Genomic DNA, 18,281 nt, shown 5'->3' with positions numbered 1-18,281 from the left:
ATACCTTCCTCCATAACAGAGGAAGCCTCAACTCATGATATTGCATCTTCACTCGTTCCATTCATAAAAGATCAACATCGTCCCCCTCATATAGGTGACTCGTCTTATGCACACCGCCACCTGTCATTGTCATGCAGAAAGCTATCTAATAACGGTATTGCCAACAAAAAGTGCCTTCCATAGTTGGAAGGCACCCTTACTTTTTCAAAAAATCTGATGTTATTTAACTTGGTTGAGCTTAATTAAACTCGGTCGATTTTCTTACGTTATAACTTCGATTCCACACGAACCGGCTCTTCTGTCTTCTCCATCTTGTTCACATCCAGAATATCGAGCAGGAAGACAAAGATCGGAATACCAATGATCAGTCCCCAGATCCCCAGGAAGTGTTGCGACAGAATTAGTACGATAAAGGTGTAGAACATTGGCAATTTGGTCTTGTGTGCCATCAGTTTTGGATTCAGGAAGTACGTCTCCAAAGCATGAATAACAATAATCATGATGATCACAATAATGCTTAATTTCAGTCCACCCATCTGATACCCAATCAGACAGAGCGGTACAAGTGAGATGATAACCCCCGCAACGGGAACCAGACTGAGCATGAACACCAGAATGGTCAGAGCGAACAGATACGGGAAACCCAGAATCCATAAGCCCAAGATCGTCAGCACCGTATTAAACACCGCAATAAGAAGCTGTGCCTCAATGACTTTACCGAAAGAAGACACGAATTTGTCTCCCAGATAAGCCACTTCATTGTAGAACCATCCAATTTTACTTGTTTTGAACTTGGACGTGAACTTCGATATCTCCTGCTTCTGCAACAAGAAAAACAGACTCAGAATGATAACGAGCAGAATAAACTCCAGCCACTTGCTCAAAGCGAAAATATATTTCAATGCATCATTGGTGTAATTTTTAATATCGAAGGATTGAAGATAACCCGCAATTTTGGATGCAAAATTATCACCATCTGCACTATCCAGAAATTTCATAATCTCATTAGTCAACTGAACGACCTGATCCACGATCCGTGGTGAATACCTGGAAATGCCAAGCACAATGACTGCGATTACAATCATATAGAGCAGGATGACTACAACTTTATAATTGATCGGAAACAACCGATTCAAACCACCTGTAATGAAATGCTGTAACCTGTTCATGACATACGTCACCAGGAACAACAGCAGAATCATGTGCAGCATACTCCCCATACTGAACAAAATTAAACAGAACAAGAGCAGGATCAAAAATCGTCTCACTGTCGCATTCTGTAACCAATCTTTTATCATTTCCCCCAAAATCTTCACCTCACAGCTAATATGCCCTATATGTATACGAACTCATGCCCACTGTAGTTTCAAAAAAAGAGAAGCCTTCCGGCTTCTCTCATTTCATGAGACTTCCCGTTGTCTCTTATTCCCAGCATATGCCTAACCTCACACATGTAATGCTTATTTATCCAACGTTTCGCTCCAATCATGGACAATGCTTCCTTCAAGGAACTTCTCACAATCCATCGCGGCCATACATCCTGATCCTGCAGCCGTAATAGCTTGACGATACTTCGTATCCTGAACATCACCACAGGCGAATACACCCGGAATATTGGTCTCCGTTGTTCCCGGTTTAACGACAACATAGCCATGTTCGTCCAGTGCAATCGCATTACCCAGGAATCCGGTATTCGGTGTGTGACCAATGGCAACGAATACGCCATCTGCTTCAAGCAACTCTTCCTGCCCCGTCTCGTTGTTGCGCACCTTCAGTCCTTTGACACCCAAAGCTTCTGGTACGACCTCGAGTGGAGTACGGTTCAGCGCCCACTTCACTTTCTCATTGCTGCGAGCCCGATCCTGCATAATCTTGGATGCACGTAATTCATCCCGGCGGTGAACCAATGTCACGTCTGTTGCAAAACGAGTCAGGAAACTCGCTTCCTCCATCGCGGAGTCTCCACCGCCCACGACCACGATTTTTTTGCCTCGGAAGAAGAAGCCGTCACATGTCGCGCATGTACTTACACCACGTCCCACATTTTCCTGCTCGCCCGGAATACCGAGATAACGAGCGGAAGCACCTGTGGAGATAATGATCGATTCAGCTTCCAGTTCACCGATTCCTCCAACTTTGACCTTGAAGGGCGGTTTGCTGAAATCAACCTCTTCCACCCAACCGTTTTTGAATTCCGCTCCAAAACGTTCAGCTTGCTTACGCATGTTGTCCATCAGTTCCGGACCCATGATACCTTGCGGGAAACCGGGGAAATTCTCAACTTCCGTTGTCGTCGTCAATTGACCACCCGGCTGAAGACCTTCGATAACCAGTGGTTTCAGATTAGCACGAGCCAGATATATCGCTGCTGTCAGACCCGCAGGTCCCGTTCCGATCACAATCGTTCTGTATTTAGACATATAGATACAGCCTCCTTAATTAAGGTGAGAATGTGTTGTACTAGCGATGAACTTGCCAAGATGATATCCTACAGGCGTTTACGAGGCCCATTCGTTAAGTTTACCCGTTTTCCCGGTTGTTGTATCCTTCACCTGATGATGTCTTTCTGAAAACGAGTTGAAGCGAACTTTCTATACAAGTGGTGGCTTGCTGTTACAAACCGAATGAATCTGTTTAGCATACTTGCTAACCGTTGATGCCGATATCCCATACCGCTCAGCAATGCTTTGATAGGTAACGGGCCGACTGTGATTCTTCGCTGCCAAATATTCAAGTCCTGCAGCCCAACCCTCAATCTGCTTCGTACCTGGAACCTCCGGATGTACCCGGGATACATAATCCGTCCAGAGCCGTTCCATCTCTTGCTGCAACTCAGCCTTTGCTTCAGACATCTGTAACGCACGATCAACAACAGCCTGCCAATGGGAGGTTGATCCAGTGTCCGATTGCTCTGATGTGGATGGAACCTTCCCAATAGACTTCAAGGCTACAGGAGAAAAGGGTCGAACCACCTGAGAATTCCGATCCTCATGTTCAGCCGATTTCAACCCGTTCAGTACAGCTTGTGCTGCCTCAAGCAGATCCTTTTCTTCTCCAGGCTCTTCAATAAAGGATTGCAGAGCCTGCTGCACCTCATAGTCACCGATCATCCCAAGCGCATGAATAACCTGTAGCTTGGTTGCCCGATCACCATGACGCAATGCCCAGAAGAAGGATGAGCGAATCAGTGGATCATTTTTCATTTCTTCAGGTATACCACTACCATAGTTCTCCCACTGTCTGAACTGCTCATCAAATGGCAGATGATAGTGATAGCTCAGCTTCTCTGGATCTTGCTCGCCTTGTCTTACAGCCTCAAGACCTGACAGATAATACCGGGATACTTCGGAACCCGGATCAAGCTTGGACACGTGATGCCATAAACGCTCAGCAGCATCATATCGTTCTGTATTATAAGCCGCCACGGCTGCATAGTGAGCAAGTGCCGGATCAGCAGCTGTCTCTTCGTCCTTGAGCAAACGCCGGAAGTGAACATAAGCCGTATCGTGTTGGCCCAGAATTCCCATCGTTGTCGCCAGTTTGTAGACTTGTTCGTGCTGGAATGGCACGATGACCCGCAATTTTTTGATCAGAAGCAGCACTTGATCAGCCCGGTTCTCATTTTGATGGAAAATGGCCAGATTACAGAGTGCATGCAGATTACCTGGTTCCTGTTCAAGCACTTCGGCAATGGTCTCTTTTGCTTTGGGAAACAGACCCATATAATAATAGGCGAGTGCCAGATTGTTACGGGCAGCCAAGTAATCAGGATAATCAGAAGACATGCCTTCGAGCAATTCAGCAGCCTGTGCAAATTTTCCTTCTTCCAGCAGTTCCCGTGCCTGATCGTGCTCCACTACACCTTTGCGTGATTTGATTCGATTCAGTTTGGTCGGACGATCCAGCTCATAGTACAGAAGCTCCATCATCTCTTCGGCTTCCGTCATGAACTGACCTTGGGTGTCCTCCTCCAGATAGGTAACAAGTGCTTGCTCGGCTTCCTCAAACCGATCCATATTTGCATAATTGTTCGCCATATAGAAATAACATTCCGTCATCGACGGATCTACCACTTCCAGCACGTTAGCCAGAATGGCATTGGAGGCTTCGTAATCCCCCTTCTCCGATAATATACCCGCCATATTGCAATGATTTACCGGATTTTCCGGTTCGTATTCAACAGCTTTGCGAAAATATTTTAATGCCTTGTCGACATGATTTCGGTCCAGCGAGCGGACAGCTCTTTCAAAGAAGAAAGAAGCATCCAAGTGAATCGGTATAATATTGGCAAGGTGTCCCTCAGCCCGCACTAGCTTGCCCTTCATCTTCCAAGGCACCTCCTCTTTGCATTTCATTCATACTCTTCAGTATACCACATCTTAAGGCCCACTTCTCAATATGTAGTTTCATGTCGTTTATGAAAAAAATGCAAAAGAAGGTGATATTCCATTTTGCGGAAACCTATCACCTTGGAGCGTTGTTTATTCAGTTGTTTATTCAAAGGAAACCCATCTTTTCCTAGAGACTCCTGCACTCGCTTGCCAAGGATCTATTTGCAGTATTGCATTAATCCATTCTTGTCGGTTATGCGTCGTCTAACTGGATTTGGTCCAGTTATGATGAGATGAGTGTAGTCTATGGTATTATTATCCTTATTGTCCTTTTTAGTGGTTTATCTCCATTAAAAATCAAACGTACATTAGCTCTGTCCGTCAGCCTTTTTTTGCGTATGTAATTAAAAATAAAGACACATCATTATTATTTTAAGGAGATGTTATATTGATGATCTCGAAGATAAAACTACTTATATTTATCTTAATCTGCTTGTTTGCTTTGAATGGATGTTCAAAAGATATAGAAAACATAGAAAATAAGTTCACATTAGATGATGTACTGAGAGCGCTCGAGTCTCAAGAACTGGATTTAGTGTCCTTTGGTATAACCGGGTATCCTTTGAAATTAAATGATGTTGTACCTGAGGTGTATTCTGTTGAAGTGCCCGTGGAAGAAGAACCCTATAGCCCTGAGTTTATACATTTTTATATTTTCAATTCTGAAAAGGATCGCATCAACGGGACAAAAGAATTCAATAGACACATGGAAGGCGCCCAATTCACAACATTCCCTTTTCTATATGAGAAAGGAAATGTTCTTGGCGTTTACTGGAGCAAAACCAAAGATAATCCTCTGTTCACTAAACCAATCGAAACTGCGTTCAAGCAACTGAAATGATAATAGTTCATACATTACTGGACTGAGCTCGACAGTGGGAATATCATTTTAGGACGTTAATTGCAGTCATTCGTCATTCGTAAAAAAAAGAAGACCGATTCCATAGGCTCGGTCTTCTAATGTTATAGCTTTAAAGATCCAACAGATTTAAAGCTTTAACCCCATCGAAGGAGAAAGTGAAATTTGAATGGTTTTATCAAACGGCGTCATGAAATTGACCAGCACAACCTTACACTTGTCCGGCAGTTTTGCCTCACGTACCGTTGCCGCCAGATGCCCAAGCTCGCCCCCGGTGATTTCTAGCCAGTCTTCTCCGCAGGTATAGCGTAATGTACCGCCTTTCCACAAATAATGACCCTCACTCGTTTCAATTGCGTCCTCACAGGTCAGTTCACCTTCGCTTCCGAATACAAAGGACAACTGCATCATAATGTCTTCCGGTTCCTGTCCAGATAGATGCATGTTCCATCCATTTTCCGTTGGCTGTAATTCTGCTCCTACACGGAAGGTCTGCTCATGAGTAAGCTGACGACTCTGATGAGGCAACAAGTACCATGGACTGATGGCTGATGCAGCCGATTCTGGCAGCAGGTTCGCAGGGATTGGGCCGTAGTAACCTTTTTTCTGCTCACCAGTTAGTCGATACCCTTCGGACAGCCTCGTCATTTGCTGCATAGGTACATACCCTGGATTAAAGTAAGAGGCCAGTTGCACAGCCAGCAGGCGCACCTTGCCATGACGAAGAGCGAAGAAAGAAGGAACTTCTGTCATCACAGTCACACTTGTAGCTCCATCCCGAATTCGGGCTACCGGAGCACCAAAGTCCGTATGCATCCGACTGTGCGAGATACGTCCGTGATGCCCCACCGATTCCATCTGCTTCAAATATTCACCCCGTACAAAATGTTCATTCAGCATGACCTCATACTGTTCCGGTAATGAATCACGTGCGTCATTTGTCTGCTGAAGCTCCGGCTCAAGCATTAATCGAATGAGCGTATTCACCGAACATACTCCCGGATCGGTCAATGTATCTCCAGCCCAGGCTGCCATACCTGCAAAGAGTGGATCACCGTCCAGCCGAGCCAAAATGGCATAAGGCAGATAGTAAGGTGACAGATCATGAACACTGCCCAGATCCTGTCGCCCTGAATAATCCGTAACAATTTCACCCGTTGGATGGACCAGATACACCATCATGCGGAGATTAAGCCTCACTGGTTCCAGCAGTTCAGGACGATTGAGCAGGCGCGCAGCATGAATTAACATGATGTCGCTAACTGCGCTGTATATCCCGTTGCTCCGTTCTGTCCACTCCCCATCGGGTGTAATATCCATGCCTTCATCCATCCACTGCTCTGCGCGCTGCACAGCTTCCTCCAGATCAAATATTTCATGCAGGAAACCAAGCGCCGCGCATAGCACCCAGCGATGATTAGGCGTATGACAACCTCCCGTAAGCATGGTTGGGATTGTACGTTCCAAGAATATCCTCATATTGTTCAATACGGGTTGAAGCGGCTCCCATTCTTGCTGCTGAAGAAGCTGATACAACTGTGAATACCCTACAACGACAAATGCAGTATCCGGAGGGGAATGGTAATTGGTCCAGCCAGGCGATATTGAACCGTCTTCATGCTGGAAGCGGAGTACAAATTCCGTAGCTAACAGCAGTCGATTTAACAACGATTCATCCCGGTAATAGATAGAGTCCGGATTGGAGAGTGCAGCTCCCCAGTAACACATATCCGTGGGCGTTCCAGTCGTATGGTTGACCCAGGCAACACCTGTGAAGGGATCAATTGTCCCTCCATAGTAACGGCTTTCCGGGTCAAGCATCTGCCGGGATATGCCTCTTTCTACCGCTCTGTCATTACTGTCCACCAGTTGTTTGTACATGTGCAGTCCCCTCCATACCAATGCATTCTCCCGATGTGCGGAGTATGTTGCTTCAGCGCCTTCAATTCAGACCGGAAGCTTACTCATACCGCCCGTAGGTGAGTTCATTTTTCTCGTCAGTATATATCATATTTCTACAAAAGTCGCTAGAAAATCTGTGCTTGTTTTACTACATATTTATGGGTCTCCGTCACTGAGGAAACAGTCATGAAACACATGCTGTGAACATGCAAACTGTTTCCACATCACCGCGCCTACTCTGTCACTCCAAGCTTCTTCATAAGCAAGTCATGACTCTCATGGATCTCTTCTGCCTTACAGGCAGACTTCAACTCGTACACCTTCACCTGTGCGCGGCGAATCATCGGCAGATAGGCATCATAGAAGTTCATATCCTTACTGTGTACATACGGGCACCAGTGATCAGAGAGACCGAGTGTCTCATGGATATGGACCCCAACGATATCATCCATCAGGCCTTGCATTTCTCCCACACTGTCATAAAGGCCCATTCGGTCCATCATGATGGCATGACCGGTATCGTACCAGATACCAACCGGAGCCCCTTTGAGGGCCGTGATGATGGTCTTGGCTTCGGCAAGGGTAGGAATCTGTTGTGGTCGGGATCTCGTCTCGATACCAAAACGAACATCCAGACCTTTAGCTGCCGCCCGATTGCATACCTCATCCAGACTGGCGATAATTTTCTCCACATACCCTGAACTGAGGGCTTCCCGCCGCTCCATCAATTCAGCCCATTTGCTGCGATACTTCGGTGAATCCGGACCTTCCTCGTTATAGATCTTTCCAAGGTCTTTGCTGATATCCTCAGGAAAAGGTACCTCTCCCGGGTGTACAACAACAGCTTCTCCCCCATAACGCTGGGCATATTCAGCCGACTCTACCAGCAATTCGATCGCCCGCTTACGTTTCACTTCATCTTCGAAGCCGAGCAAGATGGAATCCGTACCGTAGTCCGGATCAGGGTCATGTGGAAAAGTGTTGTGGACACTAGAAATTCCGATCTCTCCACGCTCAATCATGGGCTCAATCGTCGTGAGCATCTCCTTCGTCACATTATAATTGAGCTCCACCCGACGAAAGCCGAGATCCGCAATCTCCCGAATCATATCTTCCCCGACATCATGTTTTCGGATATTCCAACATGTGGAGAACGAATATATACCCTTATCTATGTGCTGCATCTGTTTTCCTTCTCCTCCCTCTGGCTAAACTTTTTACATCAGCCTTAACTCAACCTTTTACCGCGCCAAGCATCGCACCGCTGACAAAATACTTTTGCAGCCACGGATAAACGAGCAGAATTGGAACGGTTGCAAAAATAACGGTCGCGGCCTTGAGACTCTCGGGAGTCAATGGCGTACGGTTAGCACCCTCCATCTGGGTAAGCTCGCTGACCATATTGTTCTGTACCATTTGGAATAACTTCAGTTGAAGCGGGTACAGCTTCGGATCATTAATATACATTAGGGAATCCTGGAACCCATTCCAGCGTCCAACCGCATAGAAAAGAGCTAATGTAGCCAGTACTGGCATGGATAGTGGCAATATAATTTTGAAGAGCGTGTGTACATGGGAACTGCCATCAATCTCAGCGGATTCTTCCAGACTTTCAGGAATACCTCTGAAGAATGAGATCAGGATAATCAGGTTAAACGGACTGACCAGTCCTGGCAGAATCAGTGCCCACACTGAATTAAGCAAGTTCAGGTCACGAATGAGCAAGTACTCGGGAATGATCCCGCCACTGAAGAACATCGTAATGATGATGACATACATGAAGAGCTTGCGCCCTTTCAATTTTTTCTTGGTTAACGGGTATGCAGCTGCCAGTGTGAACATCATACACAGGACAGTAGTGGCAATTGTCAGAACTGTCGTGTACCCCAGTGAATAGATCATCGACTGATCAGAGAACACCTGGATATACGCATCCCAATTGAATTCTTTCGGGAATATGGTCACTTCACCTGACGTAATCGCACGGTTAGAACTGAATGAGATCGCGATCGTGTGCAAAAATGGAGCCAGGCAGAATATAACAAACAAGGTGATAAAGGAGATATTAACGATATCAAAAATCCGGTTTGAGGTGCGTTCACTCATATGCGCACAGCTCCTTTACTGATGGTCTATACAAACAAGCCGATTGGCGTCTCTTCCGTTCATCCACAACCTACAAAATACCTTCACCGGTTGCTTTCTTCGAAATATAGTTAGATCCTAGCACAAATATGAGTCCCACCACTGCCTGGAACAGTCCGACGACAGTTGCCAGCGTGTATTGTCCTGATTCAAGACCAACTCTGTATACAAAGGTACTGAGTACATCGGAATATTCACGCACGGCCGTATTACCAATGATATAAGGCCGATCAAAACCGATGCTGACCATATGTCCAAGATTAAGAATGAGCAGGGTCACAATGGTTGGTTTAATACTTGGCAATGTAATATGCCAGATTCTCTTCAGCCGCGATGCTCCATCAATCTCAGCTGCTTCAAACAATTCCTTGTTGACGCCGGTTAATGCGGCCAGATATAGAATGGTTCCCCATCCTGCACTTTGCCAGACACCTGTGAAGAGATACGTCACAAGCCATGGATTTTTTTCTGTCAAAAATGGTATTGAATTTAAGCCCATGCTTTCCAGTACACCGTTAACCATACCGGATTGATTACCGAACAATTGGTACACAATTCCCCCGATGATTACCCATGAGATAAAGTGAGGAATGTACAATATCGTTTGTGAGATTTTTTTGAACCACTTGAATCGAACTTCATAGAGCATGATCGCCAGAATAATAGGAGCTGGAAATGAAACGACCAGATCAAGAAAATTCAGCATAAAGGTGTTGCGCAATGTCGTGTAGAAGTCCCGCATTCCAAATACTTCGCGAAAAGCATCAAAACCGATCCACTCACTGCCGCTGATTCCCTGAAACAGGTTAAAGTCCTTAAAGGCGATCTGTACACCGTACATCGGTCCATAACGAAAGATTAAAAAGTAGATAATGGGCAGCGAAATCAGAGCGTATAATTGCCAATACCTCTTCAAGTATGTGGTGGTCAAGTCGGTTTCCTCCTATCAACAAGGAAACGGCTGTGCCGCCAGTCCGGCGGCACACGTTCCTTTCTAGTTAAGCCGTAGTATGGGTATCTGTCATTGATCTTGAAGTGTAGAGTTACTTATTTTGCAGGGAGTGCCTGAACCGCTTCTTCAAGTTCTTTTTTCAGTTCAGTACCACCCAGAGACATGAAATCAGCCATTTCTTTTTCATATACCGCATCGAATTCCGCTGGCTTAGCCATCGCTGTTTTTACGATAATGACATTTAATTTGTCTTTGAGAGCTGTGCTGTACTTCATCTCTGCTTCAATCGGTTTGTCGAAAATGATCGGTCCTACCGTATCGGTGTTAGCAATATCAATGGATTGTTTCAGCATCTCCTGATTATTTTGCGGGAAGCCCATAATCCATGCTTTTTCATTCGTCGCTTGATCACCAATGTTTTTACCGTTCGAGATAATGGCTGTATCCCCTGCGTTAAACAGACGATCCTGCGCTTCCTGGGATGCATCCTCTTTCACAACCGGAATGCCGTCTACCAGATCATAGTTCTCGCCTTCCACACCACTGTAGATATCAATCAGATTGTTGTCAGATGCCATCCAGTCGAGATATTTGATCGCTTCGACAGAACGTTTGCTGCTCTTCGGAATCATAATGTACATACCATTTGTTCCGTAGCGTGACTTGATGTGTTTGTTGTCTGCATTTGGATTGGTGTATACATCAACCGGCAACACTTCACTACCACTCACATTTTTACGCAAATTATCCAGTGTGCCATCTCCGTAGAACATGGCATCCACATCTTCAGACCAGTAACCTACGTTACCGTTTTGAATGTCTTTCCCTAACTGCGTTTTGTCTTCATCCAAACTGAAGTCTTTGCTGATCAAACCTTCGTTGTACAGTTTGTTCAGGAACTGCATCGATTCTTTGAATCCTTCATGCAACGGCAATTCATACCTTTGACCATAGGTCAGGTCGCCACTAACTGGCTTAATGAATGAGTAGATGAGCGTTTCGAATTGAGCTGGTGCAAGAGCCATACCCATTGGGATGTTTTTGCTTCCGAGACCACCAGGATCTTTATCCTTGAACGCTTTCAAAGTTGTATATAATTCATCTGTGGTCTTCGGCGCTGGCAATCCCAGCTTATCGAGCCAATCCTGACGAATGTAAGAGCTGTATCGGCCTGTGATCGCACGTTTACCCGGAACAGCAAACTGTTGTCCTTCCACTTGCCCGAACTTCAAAGTATCTTCACCCAGGAACTTCTTCAGGTTCGGACCGTGCTGATCAATCAACTCTCCAACATCAGTCAAACCACCCTGCTGGGCATACCGATAAAACACGCTTGAGTCATAAACAAAGACAATATCAGGGACATCCGTATTGCTAGCCATCAGGACGTTCAGCTTGGTAACTTCCTCAGAACGCTGAACGGGTACAAACTGTACATCAATATTGTTGGGATCACCGAACTTCTCCTGAATCATTTTAGATAGATAGTTGTTCGTAATTGTGTACGGTGAAGGACTGTTACCACGGTCGAAAATCTCCACCTTTAAGGTAACGCGCTCGCCATTGCCTGATGTTCCGCCTTCAGCTGATTCTTCTGATGCTGATGAGCATCCCGCAAGTAAAGAAACGCCCATTACCATCGTCAGCGCCAAACCCATCCATTTTTTCAGACTCCCTTTGGTTGCTTTGCTTCTCATTTTGTCATCCCCTTTGGCTTTGCGTGAATGTTTAAAGCTTGCCCAGAGTATTTCACATTTTTCCGTTATCCTGCAATAAACCACTTTCGGAAGCGCTTACAAACGGATTATGGTTTATATGCTAAGCCTATTTTCGCAGACTGATTCTTTTCCCAAAGCTGCGCTGCTCTAGGCTTTGACGGCACTCTTCGCCTCAAGGATCGGAACTGCCTGTCCCAAGTCGGATAAACCATTTTCACACACTGCCTATATTCGTAAACGGTGAAAAAACAGGAATATTAGCTTGCTATCCTGCGAAAACAGTTACATCGATCTCGGGCAGCAGAGAACTGTTCAACGAAAACAGGGCGAACCTCTGCAAGCCTCTCTCCTAAGTGGAAAGTGACTGCATGAAATTCACCCTGTGTTATCCTGATGTACAGATCTCAGAATATGTTCACTTTTGCGTTACTTTTCGGGTTCTCGATGTTCACGTTTCAAACGACGATAATCTCCTGGTGTAATACCCGTTACCCGCTTAAATACACGTCCCAACGTAATTCCATTTGCATACCCAACCTTCAGGGCAATATCCTGCAAAGAGTAATCGGTATTGAGCAGAAGCTGCTCCGTCTCCTTCATGCGAAGCTCTGTAACAAAATCAACAAACTTCATGTTGAATTCTGTCTTGAACAAATAACTCGCATGTTTGCCCGTAATCTGGAATCGGTCGCTCAGATGTTTCAATGAAAGATCCGGATTCGCAAACTGTTCTTCGATATAATTTTTCATTTCGTTGACCATTGCTTTGTAACTCTTGGTTTCTGTTACCGCCACATACGTTCTGAACAAGTCCGTCAGACCATCGAACAAAAGACCTTTCACATCCGCAAGCGTCTCTGCCTCTTCCACAGCACTCAACCATCTGTTGATGTTTTCCTCGGACAGCTCTTCCTGGAGTCCTTCCGACATCATCGCCACCTCTCGGCTGAGCATCTGTAACATGGCCTGAATCAGAGAACGAATCTCATCATCCGGCAGTTTGTTCTGTTCAAATGCTGTAAAGATCTCCTCCAACTGTTCCCGCCACTGTCCACTCGACATCCGGAACCGCTTAACAAAGTCCGCAATCATTTGCAGATAGGTATAGGTATCCAGCAAAGGATGCTGTGGTTCACCGCAGTCGGCTTGGCCGACATCTCCATTCATCAACAGTTTGCGTTGCATTACCGCTTCTGCGGCCGCATAGGAATCTCGTATTGCACCGATTCCCTGAGCCATAGGTCCAATGCCAAAGCTTAAGGAAATGCGTAGATTTTGTTCTACCCAAGATTTGCATTCCTCAGCTACAACACGAATCTGCCCAGACATATCCAAGTTGTTATCATTCTGTTCTTTGAACACAAAAAGGATTGCAATTCGATCCACACTAATCCATTCCGTCCAGCATTGGACTCCCGTATTACGTGACAGCTCTTGCAAAACGTTCATCAAGGCAAACTTCAGAGTATTTTGTTCACCTCTCGTGTATCTCTCCTGAAATCCCTTCTCATATCGGTTAATCTCTCCAACAACAACGACAAAACGCGACGAGTCATGCACGTCATTCAGTGGAGAGAGCTCTTTTAATTGCTCTGCTGCATTATCCATGTGTTCACCATGCAACAGGGCATTGAACAACTTGCTGCGCTGCATGAGTACATTTTCCCTGCTTTTCTTGTCATAATCCATCATATGATTAATCAGATTCTCAAGCACACCGTCAATCATCTTCATCTCATCCGTGCGAGCACCTGAGTGTTCGAATGCCCGAATCTGATGAGACTCAATCCGGTTCATGATGATCTGAATGGGTTTATAGTTACGGCGAGTAATGTACACGATATATACAATCGCACAGATGACAGTCACAATAGCAATGATTACCCATACATAAGATATGACAGATACCCAGCCAAATAAGTTGCCGGCCTTAATTCCACTGGATATTGTCCAGCCCAATCTTTCTAGCGGTAGCCTATTCAGTTCCTGACCATCTATCGAGCCCTCTTGGTCCGAGTGTGCATTATACACAACCTTACCGTCCCGATCCGTAATCGTCAGGAATGAGAGCTGACCATTAACCATACTATCTACACTCTGTTCAATGCTGCTCATCTTGATATTAATGACCAATGTGCCCTGAGAGCCAAAAGGCAAAGGCATGTCCTTGTTCACGGTTAATACGCGAATAGGGGTACGTTGAACAGAGTCCGCATCGAATTCCCGGACCGGCTGCCAGCCTGAACCGATAGAACCGTTACCCATCTGATCAATCCATGCCTTATCCGAGAAACCTTCCACTTCTCTGGAACCACTTACGGTCAGAACATGTTTATTTCGCTTGTCATATAGATAGATGGATTGAATCCATGAGGACGAATTGGATAGCTCACGTAAATTCTGCGCAATTGAATACACCGTGTCCGAGCTGGTCAGGGTTGTGTTATTAAAATAGAGTTTGTATGCCTGCTGACTCTGTACCGTTTCCAGGATGGATAGTTCAATATCCCTGATTGTACGATCCACTGTGTCTATCATATAACTGGAAGAAATTCGGTCTGCTTTTTTGGTTTCCTCTTTAGAGATGTCATTGATGAAAACAAACGCGATGAAAATGAGTATGGTCACCGTAAGAAAAAAAATTGGGAAGTACGAGAACAATAACCGGTAGTACCAATTACGAGACAATAGACCCCACTCCTCACTCCACGATGCCAATGTTCTCAGCCGTGGTTCTACTGTTCAGCATCCATCTCACCTTAGGGGCTGAATACTATATGATAACGCTATCATAACTGATTTTATGTTATTATAGCACAAGCCTCTGAGCAGCAAAGCAAGAATTGAATTCAAAGAGCCAAAACAAAAAAACCGTGCTGAGCAGACAACAACTCAGACACGGAACAGTTCATCTGGCAGCACACCGTTATATCCTCGATGCTCTAAATGCCAGAATCTTTAAACAATGTGGCCATAGAGCCACCATCCACAATAATGCGTACGGCGCGGGCCAGCATTGGTGCAACAGGTAACACTTTGAAGCATTCAGGGTGGTCATCTGGCAGTGCGATCGAGTCCGTAACTACCACCTCTTCAATTGACGGGTGATTCAATTTACTTACTGCCCCATCCGAGAACAATCCGTGTGTTGCACATACATATACATTTTTGGAGCCACGCTCCTTCAACCCTTCCACAACATTCAGAATGGTTGTTCCGGTGTCGATCAGATCCTCAATAATAATAGGTGTCCGTCCTTCTACATCACCAATGACATGGGTAATCACCGATTCATTATGGCTTGGACGTTTCTTGATCATAATGGCAAATGGAGAATCCAGACGGTTCGCCAGCTTCTCTGCCATCGATGCTCGTCCCGCATCCGGGGAGACTACAACAGGGTTCTCGATTCCTTTGCTTAACAAATAATCACTAATCAGATCCAGTGATGTCATATGGTCAACCGGAATGTTGAAGAATCCCTGAATGGCCGCTGCGTGCAGGTCGATCGTTACCACTCGATTGGCACCAGCCGTAGTTAATACATCTGCTACCATCTTGGCCGAGATCGGTTCCCGTGGAGCGGATTTGCGCTCTTGACGAGCATAGCCGTAATACGGAACAATGATGTTCACAGTGCGCGCGGAAGCCCTCTTGGCAGCATCAATCATCACCAACAGCTCGACAAACAGCTCATTGATCGGATGAGACAACGACTGTACCAGAAACACATCACAATTACGGATCGTTTCTTCATAATGAACGTATATTTCTCCGCTCTTGAACCTGGACAGCTTGATCTTGCCCAGTTGTACACCCAGCTTGTCACATACCTGTTCTGCCAGCTTAGGGTTCGATGAACCGGAAAAAATACGTAACGAATGCTGCATAATGCCCTCCCGAGGGTTGAAGTCCCTATATAATCCCTTATCTAAAAGGTTATTTCCTACCCTCATTATACTCTAATGGCTTATACATTTAAAGGAATGAACGAGCGATGACGGCCTTCAAAAACAGCGACTTCCGTACAGCCCAACTCATGTAAAAGTGCTTCAGCTTCAGGCAAATAATCCCCCAGCTTCATTGGGTCATGTGCATCAGAGCCCATGGTTAATGGAATACCCAAGCGAATGGCTTCTGTCAGCATTCTGCGACTAGGGAACATCTCGGCACAAGGTTTCGATAACCCGGAAGCATTCAGTTCCATGGCGCAGCCACTTTTGGCAATAGCCTGCAACGCTGCGTTCTCCAGTGAGATACGTTCATTTGTCTGCTCCGCTGAAGGAGCAAAACCGAAGCGTTTAATGACATCCGTATGGCCCATAATATCGTACATGCCCGTGGCGGCTGCCTTGCTTACGGCATCGTAGTACAGACGATATACTTCAAGGATGTCTTTGCCCTCCCAGTGATGGGTCTGGCGGAAATCCGTAATGTCCCATTCCCCGAGGAAATGAACGGAGCCAATCACATAGTCCCATGGATAACGCTCAATGATCGCACGGATCTCTGTTTCCCAGCCTTCAATATAGTCACCTTCCAGACCAACACGTACGTCAATCTGCCCACGGTAACGTTCTTTCAGGGAGAAACACTCCTCTACGTAACGCGGCAGTTCATCCATAGGCATCGCCATTTCCGGATAATATTGAGCCGGATCGACATGCAACAAGGGCATGTGATCGGACAATCCAATCTGGGATAGTCCGATCTCCACACCACGTTGCACGTACTCTTCCAGTTTGCCAACGGCATGTCCACACCGCTCATGGTGTGTATGATAGTCTATACGCACGAAACTCGCCTCCTAATCGCGGCGAGGCCGTTCATGACGGCGGCTCAGCTCTGACATAATGTCGTCCAGCGGCAGCTTGCGCTCTTGTAACAGGACGAGCAGGTGATACATCAGGTCACTGACTTCCAGACGAAGCTCGTCATTATCTTTATTTTTGGCGGCAATGATCGTCTCGGACGCTTCTTCACCGATTTTTTTCAGTATTTTGTCTACACCTTTATCAAACAGATATGTTGTATATGCACCCTCAGGGCGTTCACGTTCACGTTCTGCAATAACGGATTCCAGTTCAGCCAATACCTCGAAGCGACTTTCGGAACCGGAATTTGCCGAAGCAGATGCCGCACCCGCTTCATCCGAAACCTTATCTGCCGATTTCTCTGGCAAACCAATAATCTCATTATGGAAACAAGTTACCGCCCCTGTATGGCAAGCTGGACCGTTCGGTTTCACCTCAACCAACAAGGTATCGCCGTCACAATCATATTTTAGGGAAGTAATCGTCTGCACGTTGCCAGATGTTGCCCCTTTATGCCACAACTCCTGACGCGAGCGTGACCAGAACCACGTCTCACCGGATTCAAGCGACAACTTCAGAGATTCGCGATTCATATAAGCCATCATTAAGACTTCCCGAGTATTCACATCCTGCACAATGGCAGGAACCAAACCATCACTCCAACGAATGTGTTCCACAACCTGTTCCAAGGACAACTGTTCCTTGATTTCATCGCTCACTTTAGTCACGGATCTCCACCCCTTGTTCTCTCAAATGTTGTTTTAACGCCGGTACGGCGATTTCTTTGTAATGGAAAATCGTTGCGGCCAACCCTGCGTCCGCTTTGCCTGTGGTGAATACATCATAGAAATGAGACTCCTTACCCGCACCGCCCGATGCGATGACTGGAATACGCACAGATTCGGATACTGCTGCCGTCAGCTTCAGATCGAAGCCGTCTTTTGTTCCGTCCGCGTCCATACTTGTGAGAAGAATCTCTCCCGCGCCCAAGCTCTCAGCCTGTTTAACCCATTCCAGCGCCTTGATCCCGGAGGGTTTCCGTCCACCATGGGTATAGACTTCCCACTCGCCCCAAGCTTCGTTATACTTGGCATCAATCGCTACCACGATGCACTGCGAGCCAAAGCGACGTGCACCATCTGCGATCAACTGCGGATTAAGTACCGCGGCTGTATTCACTGCAATTTTATCCGCTCCTGCACGGAGAATCCGCTTCATGTCCTCCACCTTGGAGATGCCACCACCTACCGTAAAGGGGATAGCGATCTCGCCAGCCGTCTGCCGCACGACTTCTTCCATCGTTTCACGACCTTCTACCGAAGCGGAGATATCGAGAAATACCAATTCGTCCGCGCCCTCGCGGTCATATAGCGCCGCCAGCTCTACCGGATCACCCGCATCGCGGAGATTAACGAAGTTGACGCCTTTGACGACCCGGCCGTCCTTCACGTCCAGACAGGGGATGATTCTTTTTGCCAGCATGCTACCTCTTCCTCTCTA

Annotated in this window: 14 protein-coding genes; 1 reads left to right on the top strand and 13 read right to left on the bottom strand. The window is 46.2% G+C overall.

Annotation, left to right across the window (positions count from 1 at the left end; genetic code table 11):
• Positions 1-266: 266 nt before the first annotated feature.
• The 3 genes from NZ043_RS10170 to NZ043_RS10160 form a co-directional block, all read right to left on the bottom strand.
• Positions 267-1,298 carry an AI-2E family transporter gene (locus NZ043_RS10170; RefSeq protein WP_091038752.1) on the bottom strand — a complete coding sequence of 344 codons (1,032 nt, stop codon included), beginning with the start codon at positions 1,296-1,298 and terminating at the stop codon, positions 267-269.
• A 162-nt stretch (positions 1,299-1,460) separates the two neighbouring features.
• A complete protein-coding gene (gene trxB, locus NZ043_RS10165) occupies positions 1,461-2,420 on the bottom strand; it encodes a thioredoxin-disulfide reductase (RefSeq protein WP_036674745.1) in 960 nt (319 codons plus the stop codon).
• Between the two features lie 171 nt (positions 2,421-2,591).
• Positions 2,592-4,325 (bottom strand): tetratricopeptide repeat protein, encoded by a 1,734-nt coding sequence (locus NZ043_RS10160; protein ID WP_091038638.1) that lies wholly within the window; start codon positions 4,323-4,325, stop codon positions 2,592-2,594.
• Positions 4,326-4,782: 457 nt separating this feature from the next.
• Between NZ043_RS10160 and NZ043_RS10155 the strand changes: the two genes are divergently transcribed.
• Entirely contained in the window at positions 4,783-5,232 is a 450-nt protein-coding gene (locus tag NZ043_RS10155) for a hypothetical protein (RefSeq protein ID WP_133387293.1), read from the top strand.
• Positions 5,233-5,379: 147 nt separating this feature from the next.
• Here the strand turns inward: NZ043_RS10155 and NZ043_RS10150 are convergent, their stop codons facing one another.
• The 10 genes from NZ043_RS10150 to hisF all read right to left on the bottom strand — a co-directional run bounded on the left by NZ043_RS10150 (position 5,380) and on the right by hisF (position 18,263).
• Positions 5,380-7,131 (bottom strand): hypothetical protein, encoded by a 1,752-nt coding sequence (locus tag NZ043_RS10150; RefSeq protein WP_133387294.1) that lies wholly within the window; start codon positions 7,129-7,131, stop codon positions 5,380-5,382.
• Positions 7,132-7,385: 254 nt separating this feature from the next.
• A complete protein-coding gene (locus NZ043_RS10145) occupies positions 7,386-8,336 on the bottom strand; it encodes a TIM barrel protein (protein ID WP_133387295.1) in 951 nt (316 codons plus the stop codon).
• Between the two features lie 49 nt (positions 8,337-8,385).
• The gene (locus tag NZ043_RS10140) at positions 8,386-9,258 is read right to left on the bottom strand and encodes a carbohydrate ABC transporter permease (protein ID WP_091038632.1); all 873 of its coding nucleotides are present in this window, start codon (positions 9,256-9,258) and stop codon (positions 8,386-8,388) included.
• A 70-nt stretch (positions 9,259-9,328) separates the two neighbouring features.
• Positions 9,329-10,228, bottom strand: coding sequence for an ABC transporter permease subunit (locus NZ043_RS10135; protein WP_036616191.1), 900 nt, complete (start codon positions 10,226-10,228; stop codon positions 9,329-9,331).
• Between the two features lie 116 nt (positions 10,229-10,344).
• The gene (locus tag NZ043_RS10130) at positions 10,345-11,946 is read right to left on the bottom strand and encodes an extracellular solute-binding protein (protein ID WP_091038630.1); all 1,602 of its coding nucleotides are present in this window, start codon (positions 11,944-11,946) and stop codon (positions 10,345-10,347) included.
• A gap of 447 nt (positions 11,947-12,393) precedes the next feature.
• Positions 12,394-14,655 (bottom strand): helix-turn-helix domain-containing protein, encoded by a 2,262-nt coding sequence (locus tag NZ043_RS10125; RefSeq protein WP_339311636.1) that lies wholly within the window; start codon positions 14,653-14,655, stop codon positions 12,394-12,396.
• 254 nt (positions 14,656-14,909) lie between these two features.
• Positions 14,910-15,857, bottom strand: a complete 948-nt coding sequence (locus tag NZ043_RS10120; RefSeq protein ID WP_036616184.1) for a ribose-phosphate pyrophosphokinase — start codon at positions 15,855-15,857, stop codon at positions 14,910-14,912.
• A gap of 80 nt (positions 15,858-15,937) precedes the next feature.
• The gene (hisJ, locus tag NZ043_RS10115; protein WP_133387297.1) at positions 15,938-16,762 is read right to left on the bottom strand and encodes a histidinol-phosphatase HisJ; all 825 of its coding nucleotides are present in this window, start codon (positions 16,760-16,762) and stop codon (positions 15,938-15,940) included.
• A 12-nt stretch (positions 16,763-16,774) separates the two neighbouring features.
• Positions 16,775-17,500, bottom strand: a complete 726-nt coding sequence (hisIE, locus tag NZ043_RS10110) for a bifunctional phosphoribosyl-AMP cyclohydrolase/phosphoribosyl-ATP diphosphatase HisIE (protein ID WP_091038626.1) — start codon at positions 17,498-17,500, stop codon at positions 16,775-16,777.
• Between the two features lies 1 nt (position 17,501).
• Complete coding sequence (gene hisF / locus NZ043_RS10105; RefSeq protein WP_017691268.1) at positions 17,502-18,263, bottom strand: imidazole glycerol phosphate synthase subunit HisF; 762 nt, start codon at positions 18,261-18,263, stop codon at positions 17,502-17,504.
• Positions 18,264-18,281: the final 18 nt, after the last annotated feature.

Source organism: Paenibacillus sp. FSL k6-2145 (genome assembly GCF_037976585.1).
In the GTDB taxonomy this organism is placed as follows: domain Bacteria; phylum Bacillota; class Bacilli; order Paenibacillales; family Paenibacillaceae; genus Paenibacillus.
The sequence above is the reverse complement of the archived record's forward strand: the minus strand, read 5'-3'. Positions and strand labels throughout refer to the sequence as shown.